Here is a 23,370-nt window from a genome sequence, read left to right on the forward strand (position 1 = left end):
GGATGCGCGGCGGGCGGCACGGGTCGACGCGTGACGTCAGGAGATGACCACGTCGCGGTAGTAGTGGCGCAGGATCGCCTGGTAGCTGCTGCCCGCGTTGGCGAGATCACGCGAGCCGTACTGCGACATCCAGTCACCGTCCACCCAGCCACCGCACGCGGTGGTGGTGGCGCAGTAGTGCGCCCGCAGGATGTTGCCGCTCCGGGTCATCCGGGTCGACCAGGTCCGGTCCACCGCCGCCGACGTGGAACTCTGCGCCGACGACGGCCGGTAGACCTGGTCGCCCGTGTCGTCCCGGACGTCGTAGCACTGGCCGCCGGACGTCTTCCGGGTCGAGTGCAGCGCCCAGTACCAGGCGTAGCTCTTCACGGCCATCGCACCGGCGTCCAGTGAGGCAGCCGGCCAGCTCGTGATCCACTCGTTCGGGAGGACGTTCTTGACGTACGTCTTGAAGTCGACCCGGTCGACCCGGCCGAGACCCACCCGGTAGACGAGGATGGTGCTCGGCAGCTTGCTGTTGGTGCCGTCGGTGCTACAGCCCGTCGGCCCGCTCAGCAGTTCGTGCGAGGCGTTGTTGTTCTTCAACGTGGCGTTGAGGTTGCCAGTCGCGCCGGCCGCGAAGTCCTGGTAAGAGCCGGCGAAGTTGCTGTTGAAGTAGACCCGCACGGTCTTGCCGGTCCGGTTCCGTACCGACGCCGCGTTGTTCTTCACGCACAGGCCCTTGCCGGCACCCGCGCCCTTGAAGTCGTAGCAGGTCGGCTGGGTCGTGCCGTAGTCGTCGAGCGAGTCGGTGAAGTCGGAGACCGAGCCGGCCTGGTTGCTGTTGTAGTAGTAGCAGAACTCGCCGCTGTCGCAGGTCCCGTCCCGCTCGGCCGCCGCCGCCGGCGAGCCGACGCTCAGGATGGAGGTGGACATGGCGAGGACGGCGCCGATGACGGCGAGGCCCTTGCGGAGATTCACGGCGTCCTACCTCTCGTTGTAGCCCTGGGAGTTCCAGAACGCGGTCGGGTCGGCGTTGTCCAGGACGGGGTCGTTGACGCTGACCGACGCGTGGGTCTGCCGGCCCGACCGGACCTCGACGTGCGTGTGCGCGCCCGAGCTGGAGGACACCCCGTGCCACGACTCGTCGGCGATGATCTCGCCCTTGCTGATGGCGTCGCCCACGCTCACCCCGGACCTGGGCGCGGTGTGCAGGTAGATCACCGTCTTGTTCAGCGAGGAGTTGTAGACCGAGATCGTGGACAGGCCGCCGCTGCCGGTCGCGCCCCGCGCGACGTAGGTGACCGTTCCGGAGACCAGGGCGTGCACGTCCGAGCCGACGCTACGGGCGATGTCGATGCCCTCGTGCCGGCCGGGCGTGGTGGTGTAACCGTCGAAGCCACAGGTGACCGCGCCGCCGCTGGCCTGGTACAGCGCGTACGACAGGTTCGTGCGCGACGACGGCGAGAACTGGTGCGAGGCGTTGTTGTTCTTCAGCGTGGCGTTCAGGTTGCCCTTCGCACCGGCCGCGAAGTCCTGGTACGAACCGGCGTAGCCGCTGTTGTAGTAGACGCGTACCGTCTTGGTGCTGCGGTTCCAGACCGAGGCTGCCTCGTTCTTGATGCACAGGCCCTTGCCGGCGCCAGCGCCCTTGAAGTCGTAGCACGAGGGCTGCTCGGTGCCGTAGTCGTCGAGCGAGCCGGTAAAGTCCGAGACCGATCCCGCGTTGTCGCTGTTGTAGTAGTAGCAGAACTCGCCGCTGTCGCAGACCCCGTCGCGGGCCGCCGCCGAGGCGGGCGACGCGACGCTGAGGATCGAGGTGGCCGCCGCCAACGCGACGCCGCAGGCGGCCAGGCTCTTCCGGATGTTCATGGTGTCCTTTCAGAAACGGTGGAAGGGTGCGGGTCACTACCCGCGCTGGTACTGCTCCCAGGTCTGGATCGGGATCTGGGGACCGTCGTCCGGGCCACGGTTGGCCAGGCCGTTCAAGCCGAGGTGGTAGTCGCCGGTCTGGTGCTGCGCCTGACTGGACAGGTCCGTGTCGCTGATCGCCGCGGCGTGGATGTGCCACGGCCAGTCGCCCTGACTCGGGTCACGGACCCAGGCGGCGAAGCCGACCCGTCGCAGCGCCCGGACGACGGCCGTGCGCCGGGTCGCGGTCATGCCGGTGACCGCGATGTCCACCACACCCCCGCCGTCGTGCGTACCGGCCGAGGTCGGGTCACCCCCGGGGTTGTACGAGCCCTGCTCGAGCACCAGGGTCTGGCCCAGCAGACGCTGCGCCTCGGCCAGCATCGCCTGGGTCCGGGCGTTGACGACGTACCCGTCGCGCGCGACCTTCGCGCCCGGTCCGATCGTTTTGGTGACCGTGTAGCGGTTCTGCCCGAGCTTGGTCAGCGATGTCACCCCGGGCAGGCCGTTCGCGGCGAGCCCGGTGTAGCCGAGCGAGCGCTGGTAGGCGGCGTACGCGGAGACGGTCACGGTGCCGAAGTAGCCGTCGACCCACTGCGCGTTCAGCAGGCCCTGTGCCTGCAACGCCTGCTCGACGGCGAGCACGGAGCTCTTCGCGCCGGGAGTGAGGGTGTTGTCGGGGCGGCGGGGATCGATCTGCGCGGCCAGGACGGTGGCCTCCATGTCCACGACCGGCAGCGCGGCCGTGGTGGCGGTCCGCTGCGCTGCGGCGCCGGATGCCCCCGCGTGGGCCGGAACGCCGACGGCCACGCAGAGCGCGACGAGTCCGGCGGTTAACCAGGGACGGCGCACAATGGTCCTCCTCGCAAGTGGTGAGTCGTTCTCGGTTCGACATCACCCTGCGAGAAGTGCCCTGGTGTTCGGTACCCCCGGTGTCCTGTCAGATCCGTCAGGCCGTCACCGACCTCGATGAATGCGGTGTTGTCAGGTTGATTCGAATTGATTCGAGGCCCGCACCTGACAACCGCGACCTGACCTCAGGCGGTCACGGTGACCATGAAGTACACCGGTCGTCGGGTCGGGAAGTACTCCCGCCCGGCCTCGTCGACCATCTTCCAACTGACCCAGCACCTGCCGGGGCGGCTCGGCGCGGTGACCCGAACACGGATCATCACCTGCTCGCCGGGGGGCGTGTCACCGATCGGCACCCGATCCGGTGTCCGGCAGCCGGCGCCGTCGGCGGCGGTGTCCATCCGCGCCAGGTACCGGTGGTGCCAGTCGACCTTGCCCACGTTGGCGAGCGCCCACACCTTGTCGAACTGGGTGTTCACCTTCACCTGGGTGCCGTCGGGGATGGTGACGTCGGCGACGAACTTGCTCGAGTCCCCGGGGATCAGCGAGTCCGAGAATGCCGATGTGGACGGTGAGACGGTCGGTGACGGCCTCGCTGTGCCGGAGCCGTCCGAGCCGGACCGGCCACGGACGCTCACGCCCAGGGCGGCGGCCACCGCCACCACCAGCACCACCGCTGCGGCGTTCAGCCACGGCAGGCGCGACCGACGCGTTCCCACCACGCGCTCCTCGGACCGCGGATCCGCGTCGAGCTGGAGCACGCCCTGCTCCGTCGGCGCGGACGCGGCGATCGCCGGTACGGACGCGGCGTTCGTCGGCGCGAGGTCAGCGTCTCCGCCGGGTCGGGCTGCCGCCGGCGGGCGCTGCGCCTCCTCCCAGCGGCGCCGCCACAGGGTCTCGTCCGCCTCGCAGGCTCGGACGAACTCCCGCGTGGTCTCCCAGGAGGGGAACCGGGTCCCGGCGGCGGCCTCGTGCAGGGTCGTGTGCGAGATCCGTCCTGATCGCCCCGCCATCTTTCGGAACGAAGGGTCGCCCGCGGCGCTGCGCAGTGCCCGCAACTGCTCGGCGAACCTCTCGGCGGGTCGTCCGTCCTGACCCGACTCCGCGGCGACACGCTGGTCCTTCATCAGTCCCCCAGGTCAGACGACTTTGTCAGACGTTGTCAGAGCGTGTCAGAGGCTACCGAACGGGCCACGGCGAGTATCAATGTGGCGCATCGACGAGACGGGGTGTCGACGGCCCCGTCCACGCCGAGGCGAAACCGGCGGATTCAGTTGTGCGGGGTGGGTCGGTAGACGAGTTCCTGGGTCCGGCCGTCGAGGGTACGGGTCTCGACCAACTCCAGGTCGAAGTCGGCCGCTCCGTGGAAGATCGGCTCGGTTCCGGTCTGACCGGTGACCACCGGGAACAGCGTCACCTGTACGAGGTCGACCAGGCCGGCGGCCATCAGCGTCCGGTTCATCGACAGGCTGCCGTGCGAGCGCAGGGGCACCTCGGACTCCTCCTTGAGTCGGGCGACCACGTCGACCGCGTCGCCGCGTACGAGGGTGGCGTCCGGCCAGTCGAGCGGGCCCGAAAGAGTGTTCGACACCACCGTCGCCGGCAGGCTCCTCATCCGGGTGACCCAGGCGTCGCGGACGCCGGACTCCTCGGTGCTGTCGGCCAGCAGCTGTCGGAACAGCTCGAACGTGCGGGCACCGAAGACCATGCGGTGCTCATCGTCGTACAGGGCGAGGCGACGCTCCAGCAGCTCCGGGCCCTGCTTGCCCCAGTAGCCGCCCCAGTTGCCGGTGGTGCTGCCGAAGCCGTCGAGGCTGCTGAAGACGTCGAAGGTGTAGGTGGCGGTCACGCTGGTCTCCTGCCATGGGTGAGTTCGCTGCGACGCGCCTCGAGAAAGGCGCGTTCGGTCTCGTTGCTGGTCAGTGCGATGGCCTCGGCGTAGGCGGCGCGGGCCTGCGCGTCGCGCCCGAGCCGGGCCAGCAGCTCGGCCCGGGTGGCGGGCAGCCGGTGGTAGCCGGGCAGCTCGACCGTCTCCAGCGCGGCGAGGGCCGCCTCGGGACCGTGCGCCTCGGCCACCGCCACCGCCCGGTTGAGCGCCACCACGGGGTTCGGCGTGAGCGCGAGGAGTTGGTCGTACAGCGCCAGGACCTGTCGCCAGTCGGTGGCCGCGCCGTCGGTGTGCACCGCGTTGATCGCGGCCTGGATCTGGTACGGGCCGGGCTGGTTGCGTCGCAGACAGCGGCGGACCAGGTCGTGCCCCTCGGCGATGAGCGTGGCGTTCCACAGTGACCGGTCCTGGTCGGCCAGGAGCACCAGCTCGCCGGCCGGGCCGAGCCGGGCCGGACGACGCGCCTCGATCAGCAGGAGCAGGGCGAGCAGACCCAGCACCTCGGGCTCGTCCGGCATCAACGCGGCCAGCTCGCGGGCCAGCCGGATCGCCTCGGCGCAGAGATCCGTCCTGATCAGCGGCCCGGCGGTGGAGGCGTAGCCCTCGTTGAACATCAGGTAGAGCACGGTGAGCACGGGCGGCAGCCGGTCCGGCAGCTCGTGCTCGGCGGGCACCCGGTAGGGGATGGCCGCGTCCCGGATCTTCTTCTTCGCGCGCACGATCCGCTGCGCGACGGTCGTCTCGCGGACCAGGTAGGCCCGGGCGATCTCCGGGACCTCGAGGCCACCGAGCAGGCGCAGCGTGAGGGCCGTCCGCGCCTCCGGAGCGAGCGCCGGGTGGCAGCAGGTGAAGATGAGTCGCAACTGGTCGTCCTTCACGGGTCCCACCTCCTGGGGTGCGTCCGGTTGGTGGAGCAGCAGGGCCTGGGCGTGCCGGGCCTCGCGGGTCGACTCTCGGCGGAGCCGGTCGATAGCCCGGTTGCGGGCGGTGGTCACGATCCAGGCGCCCGGGTTGGGCGGCAACGTGTCCCACTTCTGCACGGCCGTGGTGAAGGCGTCCTGGACCGCCTCCTCGGCGAGGTTGATGTCGCCGAGGAGGCGGGCCAGGGTGGCGACGCAACGGCCGTACTCCGCGCGGTAGACGCTCGCCAGGTCCATGTCGGTCGACCGGCTCCGGGTCAGGCCTGGGAGAGGTCGTCGAAGGGGCGTACCTCGATCGGACCGCAGGCTGCCGCGCACTTCTCCGCCCAGGCGAGCGCCTGGTCCAGATCCGGGCACTTGATGATCCAGAATCCGGCGAGGTGCTCCTTCGTCTCGGCGAACGGCCCGTCGCTCATGGTGGTGGCGCCGTTGTCGATCCGGACGACGGTGGCGCTCTCCGGCGACACGAGGCCGCCGGCGAAGACCCAGACGCCGGCGGCCTGCATCTCGTCGTTGATGCGGCCGGTCTCGGCGAACATGACCTGCACCTCCTCGTCGGACATGGCGGGCGCGCCCTCGACGAAATGCACGGACAACAGGTACTGCTTCATGATGATCCTCCTGTGGTGTGACGGTTCCGATGGTGGCAGTTCAGGCGGCCAGGCGGCGCGCGACGGCGGGGATCACGATCGCGGCGGCGACCAGGTGGGTGAGCATCAGCAGCGCCTTGGTGGTCGTGTCGGCGTCGGCGATGACGTCCGGCACCAGGGACAGGACCGTCAGCGCCACCGTCGTACGGACGAAGGTCCGCCGCGGTCGCCGCGCGAACCGCGACAGCAGCGCTGCGAGGACGACACCGACCAGCGAGAAGACGGTGGTCAGCACACCGAATCCGGACACCGGTATCGGAGCGCCGCTCACGTCGAGGCTGACGCCCGCAGCCTGTCCGGCGGCGGCGACGATCATGGTGGCGGCGGCCGCGGCGGCCGTGGCGATCAGGCCGGTCCGGACCAGCGCGCCGACGGTCGAACCGGTGGCGCGGGTGGTGTGCGCGGTCGTGGTCATCGTGCCCTCCAGCGGGTGGGTGGCCCGGCTCGATGCCGGGCTCTCACCAGGGCTACGAACGGACCCGGCCCCGATCGACAGCCACGTCCAAGTTTTTCGTCGAGTCAGCCCTGACGGTCGGTGGACTCGCCGTCCTCACCGCGGATGGGCAGGTAGTAGGCGGGCAGGAAGGCCGCGATGATGACCACGCCCGCGATGGGCAGGAACGCGCCGACGAGGGTGCCGGAGCCGATCCAGGCCAGGGCGAGCGCGAACCGGCGGCCGATGGCCCGGACACCGCGCGGGCCGAGGTCGGGGTCCAGGAGGTGGGCCCGACGGAGGTGGGCCCAGACGACGTTGAACAGGGCCGCCGCCACCCACAGTGTGGTGCCGTAGACGACCACCGCTGTCCGCAGCCCCTGCTCCGCGCGGAGCGCCTCGGCGAGCAGCGACGTCGAGAACGGCAGGAACGCGATGACCATCAGGAGCAACGTGTTGAGGAACAGGACCTGACGGTCGACGTGCCGGACACGGTCGAACATGACGTGGTGGTTGACCCACACCTGACCCACCAGCAGGAAGCTCAGCGCGTAGGCCAGGTACGACGGCCACAACGCGCCGAGGCCCCGCAGGAGGTGTCCGAAGTCCTTCGGCGGTTGGATCTCCAGCACGAGGAGCGTGACGGCGATGGCGAAGACGGCGTCGCTGAAGGCGACCAGCCGCCCCGGCTGACGCGTGAGGCGGGGGACGCCAGTCCTGGCAGGCATGCCATCAGTATTAATAAAAACTTAAGGATGCGAGGGCAAAAAATTGTTATCCGGAACCGACTCGGCGGCCACCAGGTCGCTTGCCAAGGACTCTCCTTAATTCTTTTTCCGCAGATTGCCGCAAGCCTCCGACGTGCACATACTTCATCCGACAGAGCGCCATCGTCGACTCGAAGGAATCACTGGTAATGCGCAATCCTCCCCCCGCGCACGTCGCACCGCCGGACCGGGCGCGCAAGCGCCGCCGCATCGCTCGCATCACGCTCGCCTCGGGGGTCGCCGCCGCCCTGGTCGGCAGCGGCATCTACATCGCCGGCGCCCAGGCCGAAGAGGTCGCCGTGCCGGGCCGGATCCAGGCGGAGGCCTTCGCGGCCCAGTCCGGCGCGCAGACCGAGAGCACCGGCGACGCCGACGGCGGCCGGAACGTCGGCTGGCTCGGCAATGGAGACTGGCTGCGGTACGACGGCGTCTCGATCACCGGCGCCGACCTGAAGGCCCGGGTCGCCGCGAACAACACCGACGGCGGCGCCGTCGAGCTGCGCCTCGGTACGCAGACCGGCGCCCTGCTGGCCAGCTTCCCGATCGCCCACACCGGCGGCTGGCAGAAGTGGACGACGGTGACCGCCACGGCGGCCAGCGTGCCGGCCGGCCCGCAGACCGTCTTCGCCGTCATGAAGAGCGCCTCCCGGTCGGACTTCGTGAACCTGAACTGGTTCACGTTCGGCTCCGCGACCGGCAGCACGCCGAGCACGCCACCCACCCCGGCTTCTCCCCCGGCGACGCCGACGACCCCGGGCACCACCCCCACCACCCCGGGCGCGACGCCCACCACGCCGGGCACCGCGCCCGTGGCGGGTTGGGTGCCGGTCGACCAGGCCCGGTGGGACAAGGAGCTGGCGGCCTTCGACAAGCTCACGCCGAAGCCCGTCACGCCGGGAACCACCCGGGTCCCCGAGTTCCACACCGACTGCGAACTCGCCAACTCCGCTCCGGACGACCCGATCGTCGTCCCCGGCCTGCCGGGCGCGTCGCACATGCACACCTTCTTCGGCCCGAAGATCGACGCCTTCACCACCACCGACAAGCTGCTCAACTCGACGACGACCTGCAACGCCCCCGGTGACCTGAGCGCGTACTGGACACCGGAGCTGCGCAAGGACGGCAAGCCGGTACCGATGAAGAGCTTCCGGGTCTACTACGGCTCGCGGGTGAAGGACCCGTCCACCGTCAAGCCCTTCCCGCCGGGCCTGCGGATGGTCGAGGGCGACGCCAAGAAGCAGGTGGACACCCCGAAGAACGCCGGCAGCAACCAGTTCTGGTGTGCCGGCAGTGCCGAGACCGGCCGCAGCTCCGACGGCAACTGGCCGGTCTGCGCCTCCGGCGGCAACCTCATCTTCCAGCTCGTCTTCAAGGACTGCTGGGACGGCAGGAACATCGACTCCCCCGACCACAAGTCGCACATGGGCGACCCGGTCAACGGCGTCTGCACCGGCAAGTACCCGGTGGCGGTGCCGAACCTCTCCTTCATGGTCAACTACCAGTCGCTGGGCGGGAACGGTCTCAGCCTCTCCTCCGGCAAACCGTCCTCCATGCACGGTGACGTCATGAACGCCTGGGACCCGACCCACCTCGGCCCCCTGGTGAAGTCCTGCCTCAACCAGAAGGCCAAGTGCGGCACCGAGGTGACCTTCGCCGGCGGCTGATCCGCACGCACCGCACCCGACCGGGCGGCCCCACGCGCAGGCGTGGGGCCGCTGTTCGGTAGCGGACACCCGACACCGGAGCGCGCAGTAGCCGACTGTCATCGCATCGTCACGGAAAGCACACTCCTCCCCGACACGTCCCTGTCGAATGGAGGAACACATGCGTCTCCGCTCGTTCGTCACCGCCGCACTGGCCGCCGTCCTGGCCGCCGGCGCGCTCGCCCCACCGACGCCGGCCGCCGCGGCCACCGCCGACCGCTGGGGTTTCGCGTTCGTCAAGGACCCCACCGTGCCGGCCTGGACCGTGCTGGACACCAGCCGGCAGTGGGGTAGCTGGAAGACGGCGTTCCCCGCCGCCTGGGCCGACGGCGTCAAGCTCGCGCCCGGCCGGTTCCAGGTCCGCTTCCCCCAGGTGGGCGCCAGCTCGCGGGGCGTGCCGCACGTGACCCCGGTGAACCGGACCGGGCACTACTGCGAGGTGGTCCGCTGGTTCCAGTCCGGCGCGGACGAGATCGTCGACGTGCAGTGCCACCGGCCCGGCGGCACCCGCGAGGACACCCCGTTCACCGTCCTCTGGACGACCAGTTCCGGCGTCCTGCCGGCCGGCACCTCCCACGCGTACGTGCAGTGGACCAGCGGCGTGATGGTGCAGTCGTACAACTCGACCGGCGCGGTGAACGCCGTCGGACCGGTGGGCGTCGGGCAGTACCTGGTACGACTCCCCGGCGTCGGACTGGCCGGCGTGCTCGCCGGCGACGTGCAGGTCACCGCCGTCCAGCCGAACGCCGGACCCCGCCGGTGCAAGGTCAACTCCTGGGGCGCGGTCGGCACCGAGGTGCAGGTGTACGTCTTCTGCTACGACCAGGCCGGGGCCGCCGTCAACACCGACTTCGTCCTCTCGTACCACCGTCGCCGGCCGGTGATCGGCTCCCTCGGCCCACCGTCGTACTTCGGCTACCTGGGTACCGCCGTCGGCGGATCCACCAACGACAACTCGGTGCTCGGCGTCGGCGCGAACACGGTGGCGGCCATCGCGCCCGCCGGCCGTTACCTGGCGACCCTCCCGCAGATCGGTCTCAAGGAGACGCACGCCCAGGTGGTGGCGCAGGGCGCCGGCGGCAACTACTGCCACCTGACCCAGCCGTGGACGTACACCACCAACGCCGACGTCGACGTGATCTGCTTCGACAACGCCGGCACGGTCACCCCGCACCGCTTCCTGGCCACCTTCACCTCCCGCCTCTGACCGCACGCGTCCGGTCCCGCCCGGACCCGATCTGGTGATCAGGTCCGGGCGGGACCGGAGACCCGCGCCTCGGTCAGCCGAAGCAGTTGGGTACGGGCGGTGCGCTGGGCGTGCAGTTGGTGGGCCGGTTGCCGGCGATGGCCGACTTGTCGTCCACCGTGACCTGACCACCGTCGTTGAAGACCCCACCCGGCGCCACGACGGAGACGTTCTCCGTGACCTTCGACGCGGTGAGGGTGAGCCTGGCGTTGTTGTAGATCCCGCCGCCGCGCGAGTTCGTGCCGAACGCCTTGTTGCGGGCCACGACGGTGTGCCGCAGGACGACCTCCCCGCTGCCGTTGTAGACGCCGCCGCCGTTCTCGATGGTGCTTCTCGTGCTGGCGGCGTTCTCACTGATCTGGCTGTCCTCGGCCACGAACTGGCCGATCTGGTTGAAGACGCCGCCGCCGCGTTGGCCGGCGTCGTTACGAACGATCTTTCCGTGCTGAAGCTGGAAGACGCCGTCGGTGAAGATCCCGCCGCCCTCGCTGCCGGTCGTGTTCTCGGTGACCTCGATGTTCCGGGCCGTGGTGGTGGCGTTGATCCCGTTGCGGATGCCGCCGCCCCGGAAGCCGGAGCTGTTGTGGTGCACCCGGACGTTGTCGAGCACGGCGACGCTGGAGTTCGACAGGCCGCCGCCCGTACCGCCGATCGGCACGATGGTGAAGGTCCCGATCGAGTTGTTGTCGCTGATCCGGGTGTTCCGCATGGTGAGGTTGCCGTTGTTGTGGACACCGCCGCCGTCGTACAGCGCGCCGTTGTCGCTGATCCGGCTCTCGTCGTCGCCGTACCGCTCCCGGTCCTTGCCGTCCTTGTCCTTGCCGCCCTGCTCGCTGCGGCCGAGGATCCTGGTGTCACCGAAGTTGGCGATGCCTCCGCCGGAGCCGTTGGAGTGGTTGAAGACGACGTCGATGTTCTCCAGGGTGGCCCGGCCGCCGACGTCGACGCGGATGCCGCCACCGCCGCCGCCGAGCCCACTCGTGTCGTCGCCGCCCTTGACGGTGGCGTCCCGGAGCTTCAGGTCACCGCCGGCCCCCACCTCGAGGATCCGGAACGGCGTGGCGTTGGCCGCGCGGACGATGGTGGAACCGTTGCCGTCGATCGTGATCGGCTGGGTGACGATCGGCAGGCCGACGGGGCCGTGGGGCACGGGTGGCTGGGGCGCGGACGCGGTGAGGGTGTACGTGCACCCCTTGGCGAGCCGGAGCTTCGCCCCGTGACCGGCGTTCGCGCGGACGATCGCCGCGATCAGCTCGTTGGCGCCGCACGGCACGTCCCAGGCGTCCCGACCGCCACCGCTCCAGTCGTCGCCCCCGCGCTCCTTGTCGCCCCCGTGCTCCTTGTCGCGACCGCCCGGGTCGTGCTTTCCGCTGTCGTCGTCCGCCCGGCTGCTGCCGGCGAGGACCTGTTTCCCGAGCAGTCCGCCGCCCGCTCCGAGGGCGCCGGTCAGCCCTGCGGGCGCGCTGACGGCCGCCAGACCGGCGACCCCGGTCAGTCCGGCCACCCCGGCGACGAGCCAACGGGCCCGGCGCTTCCTCGACGGACGGGGCTGGTCTGCCGCCGCAGCGCTGACGTTCGGGTGTCGATGGTTGGACATGTCTGGCCCTTCTCCGTACACCGTGTCTCTGACGCCTCAGTCGGCGCAGACAGCGACAAATCGGTTGTCGCTCCCACGGGGAAACGTAGTAGAGCCGAACTCACATCAACCGGACTTATGCGAATAAGTCCTACGTTCGGCGCAGAACGTCCGCGGTCCTCGACCTGCGGAGGGAGGGTCAGAGCCGGCGGAGCCGCTCGCGGAGCCAGCCGCGGTCGGGGTTCACCACGGCCTCGGCGTCGAACACGACCGTGGGCACCGTCTCGTTGCCGCCGGTGATCGCCCGAACGGCCGCGGCACCCTCCGGGTCGTGCCAGATGTCGACCCAGTGTGCCTGCCGAGCGAGCCGGCCGAGCGAGAGGCGGAGCTGGAGGCAGTAGCGGCAGCCGGGGCGCCAGTACACGATCGGGAGCCCGTCCGCCGCGCTGGCCCGCCGCGCTTCGGCGGCCCCCGTCGAGCGGGGGAAGGCCCTCGGCGACACCGCGAACGCCACCGCCAGAAAGATCAGAAACTCGACACCGCCGACCACCGGCAACCCGGCGGCCAGTTGAGACGCCAGGACCACCACGCCGAGGGTCGCCGTCAACACCGTCAGAGCCCACCGCCGCACCACGCTGCGGACACTACCGTCGACGGGCGGCCGCCCCCGCGCTGCCCCGGTGGAGACCGACCCCGCGCCAGCGTCCGTCGCACGCGCCGGGGAGCGCGTCCGGCCATTGCCGGCGTTCATCAGCGGATGCGCATACGTGATGGCATCGCTACGATGGGTCAGCAATCCAGTGGGAAGGAGGTCGTGCCCGCGTGCGAAGTCCCGTCAACGGAACCGCGCCGACGTCCGCGCCGGGTCGACCCGGGCCGGTCGTGGCCGACCGGCTGCGCCGGCTCGCCCGGCGGCTGGCGTTGGTCGCGGTCGCCATCGGGGGCGGCTTCCTCCTGGCCCTGATGTTCCAGGGGCCGGCCAGCGCCGACGGCACGCGCGGCAGTTCCGGTGACGAGCTTCATCGGCAGCTCGGGGCTCTGGTGGAGCCGGTCCGACGGGTCACCGTCAGCGCGCACGTCGACCACGACCGCCGGCCCGACGTACGCGCCGACGACCGTCGCCCGGACGGGCACCGCGCCCCGCTGACCGGCGCGATCGCCGGTGTCGTCGGCGCCCGTGACGTACCGTCCCCGGCCGTGTCCCGCCGGCCGACGGACACCGCGCGGGTGTCCGTGCCGCCGTCCCGGGCGGGCACATCCGTCCGGTCCGACGCCGCCCGGCACGAACGGTTGCGCTCCTCGACCGCGAGCCGCGCGACACATCGTCCCGCCCCGCGTGCCCGCCCACCCCGTGCGGCGGCGGATCCCGCGCGACAGTCGAGCGACGCCGGGCCCGACCACCGAGAGCTGTCTGGACCGCTCGCCGTGCCGGCCGTGGCGGACCTGCTCACCCCGGTCCTGCGGCCCGTCGTCGGCGTCGTGTGCGCACTGCCGATCGAGCCCGTCGTCACGGCGCTCCGGCACGTCGTCGACGCCGTCCTGCCACCCGTCCTCGGCGCGGTGGTCGTACCCGCGCGGCGTACACCGGGCGCTCCCCCGGCGCGTGAGCCGACCGCCGCGCCGCCGCCGCGCGCGGCACCCGCGCCGGGCCCACCGACGCCGCCGCCGGCTCCGGCGAGGCCACCGGTACCCGCCGCGGCGACGCCGCCTTTGACCGCGCCACCGCCGACAGCCGTGGCCGCGTACCGACCTCCCCCGGCCCCACCGGGCCACCACGCCGCACGCCCGGCGCCGCCGGGCTCGGCGGCCTATCCTCCAGGTCAGCCCGTCACCCCGGTCGACCAGGATGCCGCCGGCACCGACGGGGGCTCGACGCCCACGCCGGGTCTGGTCCGGCCCGCTCACCGGCAGTCACACCCCGGCATCGCCGCGCCCTGTCACCTCGTGCCGCTCTTCGTCGAGAGCCGAACTCCGTCTGCGATCGCCCGCCCGGGCTGAGGCCGGCCACCGACCCCCGGGCTGCCCGCCCGCGTGGTCGGTCCCTCCCGCTGGCCTGGCCAACGGTTCCCGCGCCCGCCCGAACGGCGTCGTGGGCCCGTGGCCGCCCGACTTTCCGCGCACGACGATCGTGGCCGACCCGTGGACACACCGGGTTCGGTGACCGTCGTGCCGTGCACCTGAGATCGGAGAACACGGTGATCCACGTTGTTGTCGCCGAGGACATGGGTTTGCTGCGCGGGGCGCTCTGCGCCGCACTCTCCCGTGAGGAGGACATGGAGGTGGTCGCCGACGTCGAGGGCGTCGGCGACCTGTTGAAGGCGGTCCGCCGGTGCCGGCCCCAGGTGGTGGTGCTGGCGCTGACACCGGAACTGCCCGATCCGGTGGAGGTGGTCGCCCGGATCAGCGCCGAGGCGCCGCACGCCGCCGTGCTGGCGATGAGCCCCCGGTGGAGCCCGGCGCTGGTGGAGGCGGCGTTGGCGGCCGGCGCACGCGGCCTGCTGGGTAAGGACAGCCCACTGGTGGAGCTGGTGCGCGCGATCCGCGCGCTCGCCGCCGGGGAGCGGGCGATCGACCCGGCCGCCGCGGTGGCCGTGCTCAGTCCCCCGGAGATGCCGTTGACGCCCCGGGAGTTGGACGTGCTGCGGATGGCTGCCGAGGGACTGCCACTCAAGGAGATCGCCGGTCGCCTCTTCCTGGCCCACGGGACGGTGCGTAACCACCTGTCGGCGATCCTGCGCAAGATCGGGGCCCGCAACCGGTTGGAGGCGGTGTGGCACGCCCGGCGCAACGGCTGGCTGTAGGCATCGGGGCGGGCCCCGGCGGACCCGCCCCGTCGCCGTGCGGCCCGGATGGAAGCGTGTTTGAATATTGACGTTGAGTGATCACTATGCAAGCGCGGGAAGGTTCGTCGTGATCCGTACCCTGCTCGCTCTGGACGGCGCCCTGGTGCTGGGCGCGCTGTCGTTCGTCCTCGCCGCCGAGGAGGACATCCACGTCGTGGCGGAACTGGATCGCGGCGACGCGGTCCCCGCCGCCGTCCGTACCCAGCGCCCGGACGTCGTGGTGGCCGACCTCGACCTCGTCGAGGAGGAGGTGCCCGGCCGCCTGGGCCTGTGCCCCGTCCTGATGCTGGTCCACCCGCAGCGGGCCCGCCGACTGCGGGGCATGCTCAGCCCGTCCCGGACGGTGGGCATCCTGCGCAACGACGCCGCTCCCCAGCGGGTGGTCGACGGGATCCGCCGGCTCGCCCGCCGGGAGCCCGTCCTCGACGCGGACCTCGTCGTCGCGGCCCTGCACTCGGACAACCCGCTCTCCGACCGGGAGCGGCAGGTGTTGACGTTGACGGCGGCGGGCGCGCCGGTCGCCGAGGTGGCGGCGACGCTCGGGCTCACCCGCGGCACGGTCCGCAACCACCTCGGCCGGATCGCCCGCAAGGTGGGTGCGCGCACCCGCGTGGAGGCGGTGCGGTTGGCGGGCGAGGCGGGCTGGATCTGACCGGCCGGTCTCAGCCCTGCCGATCCGCCACTCGCAAGGTCGTCCTCGGCTCGTCCCAGCAGCCGACGAGCGCCCGGTAGGTGGCCGAACGGGTCAGCAACTGCTCGTGCGTGCCCACGGTGGGCGCGTTGCCGTCGAGGACCAGCACCCGCTCGGCGCGCAGGGCGGAACTGATCCGGTGGGCGACCACGACGAGGCTGCCGGGTCGCCGGGCGAAGGCGGCCTCGACGGTCGCCTCCAGCGCCGGGTCGAGGTGGCAGGTGGCCTCGTCCAGGACCGCCAGCGGGGCGGGCGCGAGCCAGGCCCGCGCCGCCGCCACGAGCTGCCGCTCGCCGGCGGAGAGCAGGGCCGGTACGACCGGCGCGGCCAGGCCGCCCAGGCGGGTCGCCAGGGGACGCGCGCCGAGCGCGTCGAGGGCGGCCTCCAGGGTGTCGTCGTCGGCGTCGGGCCGCAGGTAGCGCAGGTTGTCGGCGAGCGTGCCGGTGAAGACGTACGCCTCCTGGGGCAGCAGCACCCGCAGCCGGGCCAGCGCGGCCGGCGCGGTGTCGGCGACCGGCACGCCGGCCAGGTGGACCGTGCCCTCCTGCGGTGGCACCAGACCGGCCAGCAGGGCGGCCAGAGTGGACTTGCCCGCGCCGCTCGGCCCCACCACGGCCAGGTGATCACCGTCGGCCAGCGTCAGGGAGAAGTTCCGGAGCACGGGCGCGGCACTCGGGCCGTACCGGAAGGTCAGTCCCCGGACCTCGGCGGCCGGTGCGCCGCCGACCGGCCCGGTGGGCGGGCGTGGGCCGGGCGTCGCCTCCCCGCGAGCCGGCGGCTCGGGATGGACGCGCAGGATGTTCTCCAGGGTGACCGCGTAGCGCAGCCCGCCGCCGCCGAGGCCCTGCACGAGGGTGTGCAGGGCCGGTTGCAGCCCGGTGGACACGTAGATCAGCGCCCCGAGGATCGCGCCCGCCGTCATCCCACGGTCGACCAGCCACGGGGCGGCGACCAGCAGCACCACCAACGGTGACCAGCCGCCGATACCGAGGCTGAGGCTGCGGACCACCGCCATCCGGGCGAGGGTGCGCTCGGCGGCGGCCTGCGCCGACACGCGGCGTTCCACATCGGACGTCACCCGCGCCTGGGCGCCGCAGGCCAGCACGTCCCGGTGACCGGCCAGTGCCGTCGCCGCCGACCGGCCGAGCAGCTCACCGGCAAGCACGTACGCCCGCTGGTGCGCGACCATGGCCGGCAGCGCGGCGAGGAACACGACCAGGCCGACGACCAGCGGCGCGGCGGCCAGCACCGCCGCCACCGGCGCGAGGGCGGCCAGGCCGAGCAGGGCCGCGCCGGCGGAGAAGAGGAAACCGCGCGTCACCATCAGCAGCCCGGCGAAGGTGTCCCGGACGATCTCCATCTGGTGGGTGAGCCGGGTCATCGCCGCGCTGTCCGGACGGCCGCCGGCCCGGGTGGCGTCGCGCAGCGCGCCCCGCACCACCTGGGCGGCCACCTCGTCACGGAACGGCTCGACCAGCGCGCCGAGGCTCCGGTACGTCCGACCGGTCGCCACCGCAGCGACAAGCACGGCCACCGCGAGGACCGCCAGCCAGGCCAGGCCGTCGACCAGGCGTCCGGCCAGGAAGCCGCGGTCGACGGCACGGGCGACGAGCAGGCCGGCGAGCAGCGCCGGCAGCGCCTCGACGAGCGACCACCCGCAGAGCCGGGCGAGGTCACCCCGGCGGGCCCGCAACGCCCGCCAGGTGACCTGGCGTACGGTCGGCGGGGTCACGACCCACCGCCGGCCGGCCCGAACACGGCCCGGTAGTCCGGGTCGGCCCAGAGTCGCCGGTGCGGCGCCAGCCCGCGCAGCCGACCGCCGTCCAGCCAGGCCACGAGATCGGCGCCGGCCGCCGCCGCCGTCCGGTGGGTGATGACCAGTCGGGTCCGCTCGCCGGCGCGCCCGACGACCGCCTCGGTGATCCGGTGTTCGGTCGCGGTGTCCAGGCTGGACGTGGCGTCGTCCAGGATGAGCAGCCGTTCGGCGGCGAACGCCCGGGCCAGGCCGAGGCGTTGGGTCTCCCCACCGGACAGTGGCGTGTCCACCAGCGGGGTGCGGTACCCCTGGGGCAGCCGGTCGATCACGTCGGCGACCGCCGCCAGCCGGGCCGCCCGCAGGACCGCGGTCGTGGCCGGCCGCCCGTCGGCCGGGGGTGCCGCGGCGGCATCCGGCAACGCCAGACCGATCGCGTCGTGGACGGTCGCCCCGATCAGCACCGGCTGGTCGAAGGCGTAGCCGACGGCTCGGCGCAGCACCGAGGCGTCGAGCTCGCGCAGCGGTACGCCGTCGAGGCGCACCTCGCCGTGGTCCGGGTCGTGCAGCCGTCCCGCCACCGCCGCGAGGGTCGACTTGCCGGCACCGGACGCGCCGACGACGGCCACGGTCGCGCCGGCCGGTACGTCCAGGTCGATGCCGTCCAGGACGGGCCGGCCGTCGTCGCCGTACACCCGTACGCCGCGCAGCCGCAGCGCGCCGCCGCCGGGCGGGAGGGGCCGGTCACCGCCGGTCGCGGCGGACTGTCGCAGCGGCTCGGCGACCCGGTGCGCCCCGGCACGACTGCGCACCAGGTGGTTGAGGGTGGCGAGGACCGCACCGAGCCCGGCGCCCATGGCCGCGTACCGGACGGCGGCGACCAGCTCACCGGGCGTGAGCCAGCCGGCCGTGAGGGCGTACCCGCCGACCGCGACGACGCTCAGGTGCAGCAGCGGCGCCACGGCGGAGGTACGCGCGCTGGCCCGGGCGAGCAGGTCCCAGGTCCGACGGCCGTGCCGGCCCAACTCGGGCAGGGCCGCCAGCACCCGGGCCTCCTCATGGTGGATCGTGGCGGCGGCGGCGATGGTCCGGGCCCCGGTCAGCGACTCCAGCAGGCGGCCGGCGATGACGCCGAGCACCCGTTGGTAGCCGGCGGTCGCGGTGGAGGCGTCGGCCACGAAGGCGCGCATGAGGACGGCGAGCAGGCCGAGACCGGCGAGCAGGGTGATCCCGAGGACGGGCTCCAGGACGGCGAGCGCGACGACGCTGCCGAGGGGCGGCAGCACCGCCACGGCGGTCAGAACCACGGCGTTGCCGGCCTGTCCCGCGTCGGCGGCCTGGCCGACCAACCGACCGACGAGGTCTCCCACCGGGTACCGGCGGGTGGCCCGCACGTCCAACGCGAACAGGTGGCGCAACAGGTGACGGCGTAACCCGGCGGTGGCGCGCGCCGCGCCGAATCCGCTGGCCAGGTCCGTCAGGGCGTCGACGCCGACGAGCGCGACCACCAGGGCGCAGGCGGCCACCGCCCACCAGATCGAGCCACCGGTGAGGGCGGCGTCGACGGCGCGACCCAGGGCCGCGGGAAGCAACAGTTCGGCGGCCGCGCCGACAAGCGCGACCACCGCGAGGCCGGCCGTCCAGCCGCCGCCGGCCAGGACCGTCCGCCGCAGCAGCCGGTCCCCCGCGTCGAACGTCGACATCGGACCTCCCGGTGCTACGCGGTCGCCCTGGGTGGGCACGTCTGCCCACCCAGGGCGATCACGTTGTTGCGACGGATCAGTTGCAGGTCGTGACGGAGAGCGAGCTGTCGCCGCAGAGCAGCAGGCTCGCCCGGCTACCGCCACCCGTGCGGTCGGCCGGAGCCATCTCCAGGCCCTGGAGGTCCAGAAGCGCCATGTCGTTCACCTCCCTTCCTTCCGATCGTCGATCCTGTCGCCCCCGCTGTGACGGGGGAGTCTCTGCGCGCCCGGCAGGGGCGCGAGGAAGGGCAGCGTCGGCGGGTCGTCGTGCCGCGCGCAGGTCAGCGCGTAGAGCACGCCGGCGGTGCCGGTGCCGAAGTCCATGGAGAGCCGGAGCAACTGCTCACCGGGGAACGCGGTCCCCTCCTGGTACGGCAGCGCGTGCCAGGCCAGCCGGTCCACCTGCGCGTCGAGTTCCCGGCGGTCGCCGTCCCGAACTGACGCGGCGAGGTAGGCGATGATGCCGGCCCGGCCGGCGAACAGCCCGGTCTGCGCGTAGAACGGTGACCGCGCCGCGCGGCGGATCCCCGCGCTGGCCTCGGCGAACCCGTCGTCGTCGCGGTGGCTCAGGTACGCGTCGAGGACCAGTCCGATGCCGACGCTGCCGTGTGCCAGGTACGGCATGGTCCGCCAGCCCTCGTTGACCTCCAGGGCGCCGTCCGGGCGCAGCACGCACCGGCGCAGGTCCTGACGCAACGCCGTGGCGGCGTGCGTCAACAGGTCCTCGTCGCCGCTGAGTTCGTAGAGCCGCACCAGCATCAGCGCCGGTCCGGTCCGGCCGCGCAGCAGCCCGGCGTACGGGTGCCGACCGCCGCTGATGTCCGGGCCGGGGTCGTCGGCCAGGTGCCCGATCACCCGCTCGGCGGCCCGCCACGCGGCGTCGCGCAACGACACCTCCCCGGTGCGGGCGGCCAGTTCGGCCAGGTTGAGCGCGATCCCGGACAGCCCGCTCGCCAGGCTGTGGTCGAGCCCGTCGAGCGGTTCGCGCAGGCAGATGTCGAGCACGTCCAGCGCGTCCTGGCGTCGGCCGAGGCGTTCCAGGGCGTGGGCGACACCGTGCAGGCCGTCGTAGAAGCCGCAGCGGGTGCCGGACGGGGGCGCGGTCGCCCGCCGTACCAGCCAGTCCTCGTGCTCGGGCCATCGTCCGACGCCGCTGGTGTGCAGCGCGTACAGCACTCCCGCCGCCCCGTGGGCGAGGTTGAGGCCGCCGCTGCGGAACTGCTCGATGTCGCCGGGGAAGAGCCGGTCGTCGCGCGTCGGGGTGGCGCTGGCCAGGATCGCCGTCGCCAGCCGGTCGGGCGTGACGGGCGCGTCGTGCGCTCCCGTCACCTGCGGGCCGCCGGTGATCTCCTCGACCGCCGGGTCGAGGAAGGACCTCGGCACGCCGAAGTTCGCGGCGATGACGTCGGCCAGGTGCGCCGCCTTCGCCGGGGCGAGCCGCACCAGCTGGGTCAGTGGCAGGAACAACGCCAACCGCAGGCAGGCCAGGGCGTACGTGTCGACCCCCGGCCCGGTCCGGTCCCGGGGAGCCGCGAAGCCCTGGTTGCGCAGCCCGGGTCGGCGGTGCCCGTCGATCGGGGCGGCCACCTCGAAGTCGACAAGCGCGACCCGGTCGTCCGGACGGATCATGATGTTGAACAGGTGCAGGTCGCCGTAGACCAGGCCGCGTTCGTGGATCGCCGCGACGAGGGTCTCGACCTGCTCGTGGACGTGCCGGGCCCAGCGGGCGTACGCCGCCCGGTCCTCGTCGGTCGCGTCGGCGTCGATCAGCGGGTACCTGTCGACGAGCACCTTGTTCAACGGCCGGCCCTCGATGAACTCCAGCGCGAGGAACCGGTGCTCGCCCAGGTCGAACTCGTCGTGCACCCGCGGCACCTGCGGCAGGTCGGCGAGCTGGCGCAGGGCGTCGGCCTCCCGGGCCAGCCGGGCGACCGCGTCGACGCCGTCGGCGTCCAGGCCGGCGTGCGGCCGGGCCTCCTTCAACACCACCTGGGTGTCGGTACGCAGATCCCGGCCCACGTACAGGCCACCGCCGTTGGAGAAGTGGATGACCCGTTCGATCCGGTACGGCACCTGGTCGGTGCTGGTTCCGCTGCGGGCCGCCAGGTGCGGGCCGAGGAAGTCGGGCAGGGTCACCCAGTCCGGTACGTGGAAGACGGGGTCGCGGCGGTCCGGCACCAGCGTGCCCGAGTCGTCCTCGATCGCCGGCACCACCTGACCGTCCGGCGAGTGGCAGTAGCGGGCGGCGAATCCGCCGTAACGCACGTGGACCGGGCCGGCGCCGTACCGCAGGTCGCTGAGGATGTACGGCCCGGTCTCGCCGGTCAGGAGCTCGTCGAGCTCCTTGCAGACCAGCTCCAGCTCCGCCTCGTCACGCGGGTAGACGGTGACGAACTTGCCGCTGGCGGCGCGGGAGGCGTACTTGGAGTTGCGCAGCAGCAGCGTGCGGGGTCCACGGAGGAACTTGAAGGACAGGCCCCGGGGTACGCAGTAGGCCCAGACGGCGTCCAGCACCCGCTCGGCGTTCGCCAGTCCCGCCGAAACGTGGATCTTCCAGCCCTGCTGCGGCAGGGAGCCGCCGTCGGGGGCGTAGATCAGCCAGTCGTCGAGCGGCTCGCGGCGCCAGCCGGTCGGGATCTCCCGCTCGGCGGCCGGAAAGACGGGCTGCGCGACCGCGCTGCCCAGCGAGTCGTAGAACAGGCGATCGGCGGCGCAGTAGCTGTCGTAGCGTTCGTCCACCGTCCCGCCGCCTCTCGATTCCGGCCGGCTGCTGTCATCCGGCGTTGCATCGAGTCTCATCGACGGGCCCCGGTGGCCTCCAGTGCGCTTAGTCACCGACCGTGATGCGAGGTGCACCCGAACTGGTGACAATAGTCAGGCACTGTGGAGGTTTGAAAAGACGACAGGTGGGCACCCGGCGTCGCCCGATACCCACCTGCCGGTCCGGCCGGTCGTCAGCCCAGGTACTTCTCCCACGGGCCGGTGATGGCCAGGGTCAGGCCCGGGTCCTGCATGTTGACGAACAGCACCCTGCCGTCGGCGCTGAAGGTCGGCCCGCAGAACTCCGAGTCGTTGAGCTGGTTGCGGGCGATCGCGTACGTCGGGCCGCCCGGGATGGTGCTGAGCACGTGCGAGGCGCCCTTGCCGTCCTCGGCGAGCACGAGGCTGCCCCACGGGGTGACCGTCACGTTGTCCGGCCCGTCGAAGGTGAGGTCGGTGTACCTGACCGGCGCCCCCTCCTCGGAGGCGGTCTGGTGCGGGAAGTACGTCACGAGTTGGATGGTCTGGTTCTTGAAGTGGTAGAACCAGACCATGCCGTCGTGCGGCGCCGCGTCGGCCGGCAGGTCACCCTCGTCCCAGGCGTAGGAGTTGACGACGTACACGCCCTCGTCGGTGCTCCACACGCCCTCGAACTTGCGACCCCGGGTGACCTGGCCGTCGGCGAACTGCTCGCGGACGGAGGTGTGCCGCGCGTCGCGGTCCGGCACCTCGATCCACCGCACCGGGAACGGACGGCCGAGCTGGGCGGAGGTCAGGTAGGCGACGTCCGGCAGCACGGAGCCGTCGTCCATGATGATCTGCATCGCGGCGAGGACACCGGCGTCGGGCGCGAGGCGGGTCAGCACGCCGGGGCCCAGCTTCACGCCGCGCGGAGCGGACCAGCGGTAGAAGAGTCCGTTGGGCTCGTCGGCGTCCTCGGAGAGGTAGACGTGGGTGCGGTCCTTGTCGATCGCCAGGGCCTCGTGGGAGTAGCGACCCAGGCACTTGATCGGCCGCGGGTCCGCGCTGCCGTCGGCCCAGACCTCGAAGACGTACCCGTGGTCCTTGGCGTAGACGCCGGAACGGTCACCCTCGGTCCACCTGTCGCCGGCCCGGTCCTCGGTCTCCTCGCAGGTCAGCCAGGTGCCCCACGGGGTCGGGCCACCCGCGCAGTTGGAGATGGTGCCGGAGAGGGCGACGAACTCGCCCAGGTTGCGGCCCGCGACGTCGGTCGTGATCACCGTGCATCCACCGGCGTCGACGGCGCCCGGGTCGTAGACGGTGCCCTTGACGTGCGGTACGCCGAACTCGGCGCCCGGGTCGATCTCGTGGTTCTGGATCAGGGTGTAGCGGCCACGTCCGGCGTCGTAGACGGCCATGCCGTCGTGGTCCGCCGGGGTCACGCCCTGACCTCGGTCGAGGCGGGTGACACCGGCGCGGGTGACGATCGTGTAGCGGAAGCCCTCGGGCAGGGCCAGGATTCCCTTGGGGTCGTCCACCAGCGGCGGGAAGGGGACGCGACCGCCCGGGCCCGGCGAGTGCGGTCGGGCGGGGCTGGCCTGCGCCAGGGACGGCAGGCCGCCGGCGACGGCGAGGCCCACACCGGCTGCGGCGCCGCCGGCGAGGAAGGTACGACGGGAGGAAGGCACGCGGATC

21 protein-coding genes are annotated in these 23,370 nt (G+C 72.3%); 5 read left to right on the forward strand and 16 right to left on the reverse strand.

Features of this window, described 5'->3' with window-relative positions; all coding sequences use genetic code 11:
* Positions 1 to 36: 36 nt before the first annotated feature.
* The 9 genes from ACN263_RS17550 to ACN263_RS17590 form a co-directional block, all read right to left on the reverse strand.
* Positions 37 to 960, reverse strand: a complete 924-nt coding sequence (locus ACN263_RS17550) for a SpoIID/LytB domain-containing protein (RefSeq protein ID WP_422735409.1) — start codon at positions 958 to 960, stop codon at positions 37 to 39.
* A gap of 6 nt (positions 961 to 966) precedes the next feature.
* The gene (locus ACN263_RS17555; RefSeq protein WP_422735411.1) at positions 967 to 1,851 is read right to left on the reverse strand and encodes a peptidase inhibitor family I36 protein; all 885 of its coding nucleotides are present in this window, start codon (positions 1,849 to 1,851) and stop codon (positions 967 to 969) included.
* Between the two features lie 36 nt (positions 1,852 to 1,887).
* Positions 1,888 to 2,613, reverse strand: coding sequence for a peptidoglycan-binding domain-containing protein (locus ACN263_RS17560; protein WP_422735413.1), 726 nt, complete (start codon positions 2,611 to 2,613; stop codon positions 1,888 to 1,890).
* 314 nt (positions 2,614 to 2,927) lie between these two features.
* Positions 2,928 to 3,869: an NBR1-Ig-like domain-containing protein gene (locus tag ACN263_RS17565; protein WP_422735415.1), complete on the reverse strand. Its 942-nt coding sequence runs from the start codon at positions 3,867 to 3,869 to the stop codon at positions 2,928 to 2,930.
* A gap of 143 nt (positions 3,870 to 4,012) precedes the next feature.
* Positions 4,013 to 4,591 (reverse strand): dihydrofolate reductase family protein, encoded by a 579-nt coding sequence (locus ACN263_RS17570; protein ID WP_422735417.1) that lies wholly within the window; start codon positions 4,589 to 4,591, stop codon positions 4,013 to 4,015.
* Positions 4,588 to 5,787, reverse strand: a complete 1,200-nt coding sequence (locus ACN263_RS17575; protein ID WP_422735418.1) for an RNA polymerase sigma factor — start codon at positions 5,785 to 5,787, stop codon at positions 4,588 to 4,590. The genes ACN263_RS17570 and ACN263_RS17575 overlap by 4 nt, the downstream gene beginning before the upstream one ends.
* Positions 5,788 to 5,807: 20 nt before the next feature.
* On the reverse strand, positions 5,808 to 6,161 hold the full coding sequence (locus ACN263_RS17580; protein WP_422735419.1) for a YciI family protein: 354 nt from the start codon (positions 6,159 to 6,161) through the stop codon (positions 5,808 to 5,810).
* A gap of 40 nt (positions 6,162 to 6,201) precedes the next feature.
* The gene (locus ACN263_RS17585) at positions 6,202 to 6,615 is read right to left on the reverse strand and encodes a DUF6069 family protein (RefSeq protein WP_422735420.1); all 414 of its coding nucleotides are present in this window, start codon (positions 6,613 to 6,615) and stop codon (positions 6,202 to 6,204) included.
* 104 nt (positions 6,616 to 6,719) lie between these two features.
* Positions 6,720 to 7,361, reverse strand: a complete 642-nt coding sequence (locus ACN263_RS17590; protein WP_422735421.1) for a TMEM175 family protein — start codon at positions 7,359 to 7,361, stop codon at positions 6,720 to 6,722.
* 188 nt (positions 7,362 to 7,549) lie between these two features.
* Between ACN263_RS17590 and ACN263_RS17595 the strand changes: the two genes are divergently transcribed.
* Positions 7,550 to 9,064 (forward strand): DUF1996 domain-containing protein, encoded by a 1,515-nt coding sequence (locus ACN263_RS17595; protein WP_422735422.1) that lies wholly within the window; start codon positions 7,550 to 7,552, stop codon positions 9,062 to 9,064.
* A gap of 160 nt (positions 9,065 to 9,224) precedes the next feature.
* A complete protein-coding gene (locus ACN263_RS17600; protein WP_422735423.1) occupies positions 9,225 to 10,310 on the forward strand; it encodes a hypothetical protein in 1,086 nt (361 codons plus the stop codon).
* A gap of 73 nt (positions 10,311 to 10,383) precedes the next feature.
* Here the strand turns inward: ACN263_RS17600 and ACN263_RS17605 are convergent, their stop codons facing one another.
* Entirely contained in the window at positions 10,384 to 11,946 is a 1,563-nt protein-coding gene (locus tag ACN263_RS17605) for a hypothetical protein (protein WP_422735424.1), read from the reverse strand.
* A gap of 178 nt (positions 11,947 to 12,124) precedes the next feature.
* Positions 12,125 to 12,559, reverse strand: a complete 435-nt coding sequence (locus tag ACN263_RS17610) for a glutaredoxin domain-containing protein (protein ID WP_422735425.1) — start codon at positions 12,557 to 12,559, stop codon at positions 12,125 to 12,127.
* A 188-nt stretch (positions 12,560 to 12,747) separates the two neighbouring features.
* Between ACN263_RS17610 and ACN263_RS17615 the strand changes: the two genes are divergently transcribed.
* From ACN263_RS17615 to ACN263_RS17625, 3 genes are all read left to right on the forward strand, one after another.
* Positions 12,748 to 13,923: a hypothetical protein gene (locus ACN263_RS17615; protein ID WP_422735426.1), complete on the forward strand. Its 1,176-nt coding sequence runs from the start codon at positions 12,748 to 12,750 to the stop codon at positions 13,921 to 13,923.
* A 173-nt stretch (positions 13,924 to 14,096) separates the two neighbouring features.
* Positions 14,097 to 14,726, forward strand: coding sequence for a response regulator transcription factor (locus ACN263_RS17620; RefSeq protein ID WP_422735427.1), 630 nt, complete (start codon positions 14,097 to 14,099; stop codon positions 14,724 to 14,726).
* Between the two features lie 109 nt (positions 14,727 to 14,835).
* A complete protein-coding gene (locus ACN263_RS17625) occupies positions 14,836 to 15,420 on the forward strand; it encodes a response regulator transcription factor (protein WP_422735428.1) in 585 nt (194 codons plus the stop codon).
* Positions 15,421 to 15,430: 10 nt separating this feature from the next.
* Here ACN263_RS17625 and ACN263_RS17630 read toward each other — a convergent pair whose 3' ends face one another.
* The 5 genes from ACN263_RS17630 to ACN263_RS17650 all read right to left on the reverse strand — a co-directional run bounded on the left by ACN263_RS17630 (position 15,431) and on the right by ACN263_RS17650 (position 23,363).
* Positions 15,431 to 17,191: an ATP-binding cassette domain-containing protein gene (locus tag ACN263_RS17630; protein ID WP_422735430.1), complete on the reverse strand. Its 1,761-nt coding sequence runs from the start codon at positions 17,189 to 17,191 to the stop codon at positions 15,431 to 15,433.
* The gene (locus tag ACN263_RS17635) at positions 17,188 to 18,915 is read right to left on the reverse strand and encodes an ATP-binding cassette domain-containing protein (RefSeq protein ID WP_422735431.1); all 1,728 of its coding nucleotides are present in this window, start codon (positions 18,913 to 18,915) and stop codon (positions 17,188 to 17,190) included. Before ACN263_RS17635 ends, ACN263_RS17630 begins: the two co-directional genes overlap by 4 nt.
* 76 nt (positions 18,916 to 18,991) lie before the next feature.
* Positions 18,992 to 19,111, reverse strand: coding sequence for a SapB/AmfS family lanthipeptide (locus ACN263_RS17640; RefSeq protein WP_013734295.1), 120 nt, complete (start codon positions 19,109 to 19,111; stop codon positions 18,992 to 18,994).
* A 5-nt stretch (positions 19,112 to 19,116) separates the two neighbouring features.
* The gene (lanKC, locus tag ACN263_RS17645; RefSeq protein WP_422735432.1) at positions 19,117 to 21,693 is read right to left on the reverse strand and encodes a class III lanthionine synthetase LanKC; all 2,577 of its coding nucleotides are present in this window, start codon (positions 21,691 to 21,693) and stop codon (positions 19,117 to 19,119) included.
* Positions 21,694 to 21,908: 215 nt separating this feature from the next.
* Complete coding sequence (locus ACN263_RS17650) at positions 21,909 to 23,363, reverse strand: alkaline phosphatase PhoX (RefSeq protein WP_422735433.1); 1,455 nt, start codon at positions 23,361 to 23,363, stop codon at positions 21,909 to 21,911.
* Positions 23,364 to 23,370: the final 7 nt, after the last annotated feature.

The sequence above is a fragment of the Micromonospora sp. WMMD729 genome, assembly GCF_049315225.1.
In the GTDB taxonomy this organism is placed as follows: domain Bacteria; phylum Actinomycetota; class Actinomycetes; order Mycobacteriales; family Micromonosporaceae; genus Micromonospora.

Bases quoted from the DNA above. Each gene is read 5' to 3' on its own strand.
- ACN263_RS17555 (WP_422735411.1), bottom strand. From the start codon at position 1,851: ATGAACATCCGGAAGAGCCTGGCCGCCTGCGGCGTCGCGTTGGCGGCG.
- ACN263_RS17560 (WP_422735413.1), bottom strand. From the start codon at position 2,613: ATGGAGGCCACCGTCCTGGCCGCGCAGATCGATCCCCGCCGCCCCGAC.
- ACN263_RS17565 (WP_422735415.1), bottom strand. From the start codon at position 3,869: ATGAAGGACCAGCGTGTCGCCGCGGAGTCGGGTCAGGACGGACGACCC.
- ACN263_RS17575 (WP_422735418.1), bottom strand. From the start codon at position 5,787: ATGGACCTGGCGAGCGTCTACCGCGCGGAGTACGGCCGTTGCGTCGCC.
- ACN263_RS17580 (WP_422735419.1), bottom strand. From the start codon at position 6,161: ATGAAGCAGTACCTGTTGTCCGTGCATTTCGTCGAGGGCGCGCCCGCC.
- ACN263_RS17585 (WP_422735420.1), bottom strand. From the start codon at position 6,615: ATGACCACGACCGCGCACACCACCCGCGCCACCGGTTCGACCGTCGGC.
- ACN263_RS17590 (WP_422735421.1), bottom strand. From the start codon at position 7,361: ATGCCTGCCAGGACTGGCGTCCCCCGCCTCACGCGTCAGCCGGGGCGG.
- ACN263_RS17595 (WP_422735422.1), top strand. From the start codon at position 7,550: ATGCGCAATCCTCCCCCCGCGCACGTCGCACCGCCGGACCGGGCGCGC.
- ACN263_RS17600 (WP_422735423.1), top strand. From the start codon at position 9,225: ATGCGTCTCCGCTCGTTCGTCACCGCCGCACTGGCCGCCGTCCTGGCC.
- ACN263_RS17605 (WP_422735424.1), bottom strand. From the start codon at position 11,946: ATGTCCAACCATCGACACCCGAACGTCAGCGCTGCGGCGGCAGACCAG.
- ACN263_RS17635 (WP_422735431.1), bottom strand. From the start codon at position 18,915: ATGTCGACGTTCGACGCGGGGGACCGGCTGCTGCGGCGGACGGTCCTG.
- ACN263_RS17640 (WP_013734295.1), bottom strand. From the start codon at position 19,111: ATGGCGCTTCTGGACCTCCAGGGCCTGGAGATGGCTCCGGCCGACCGC.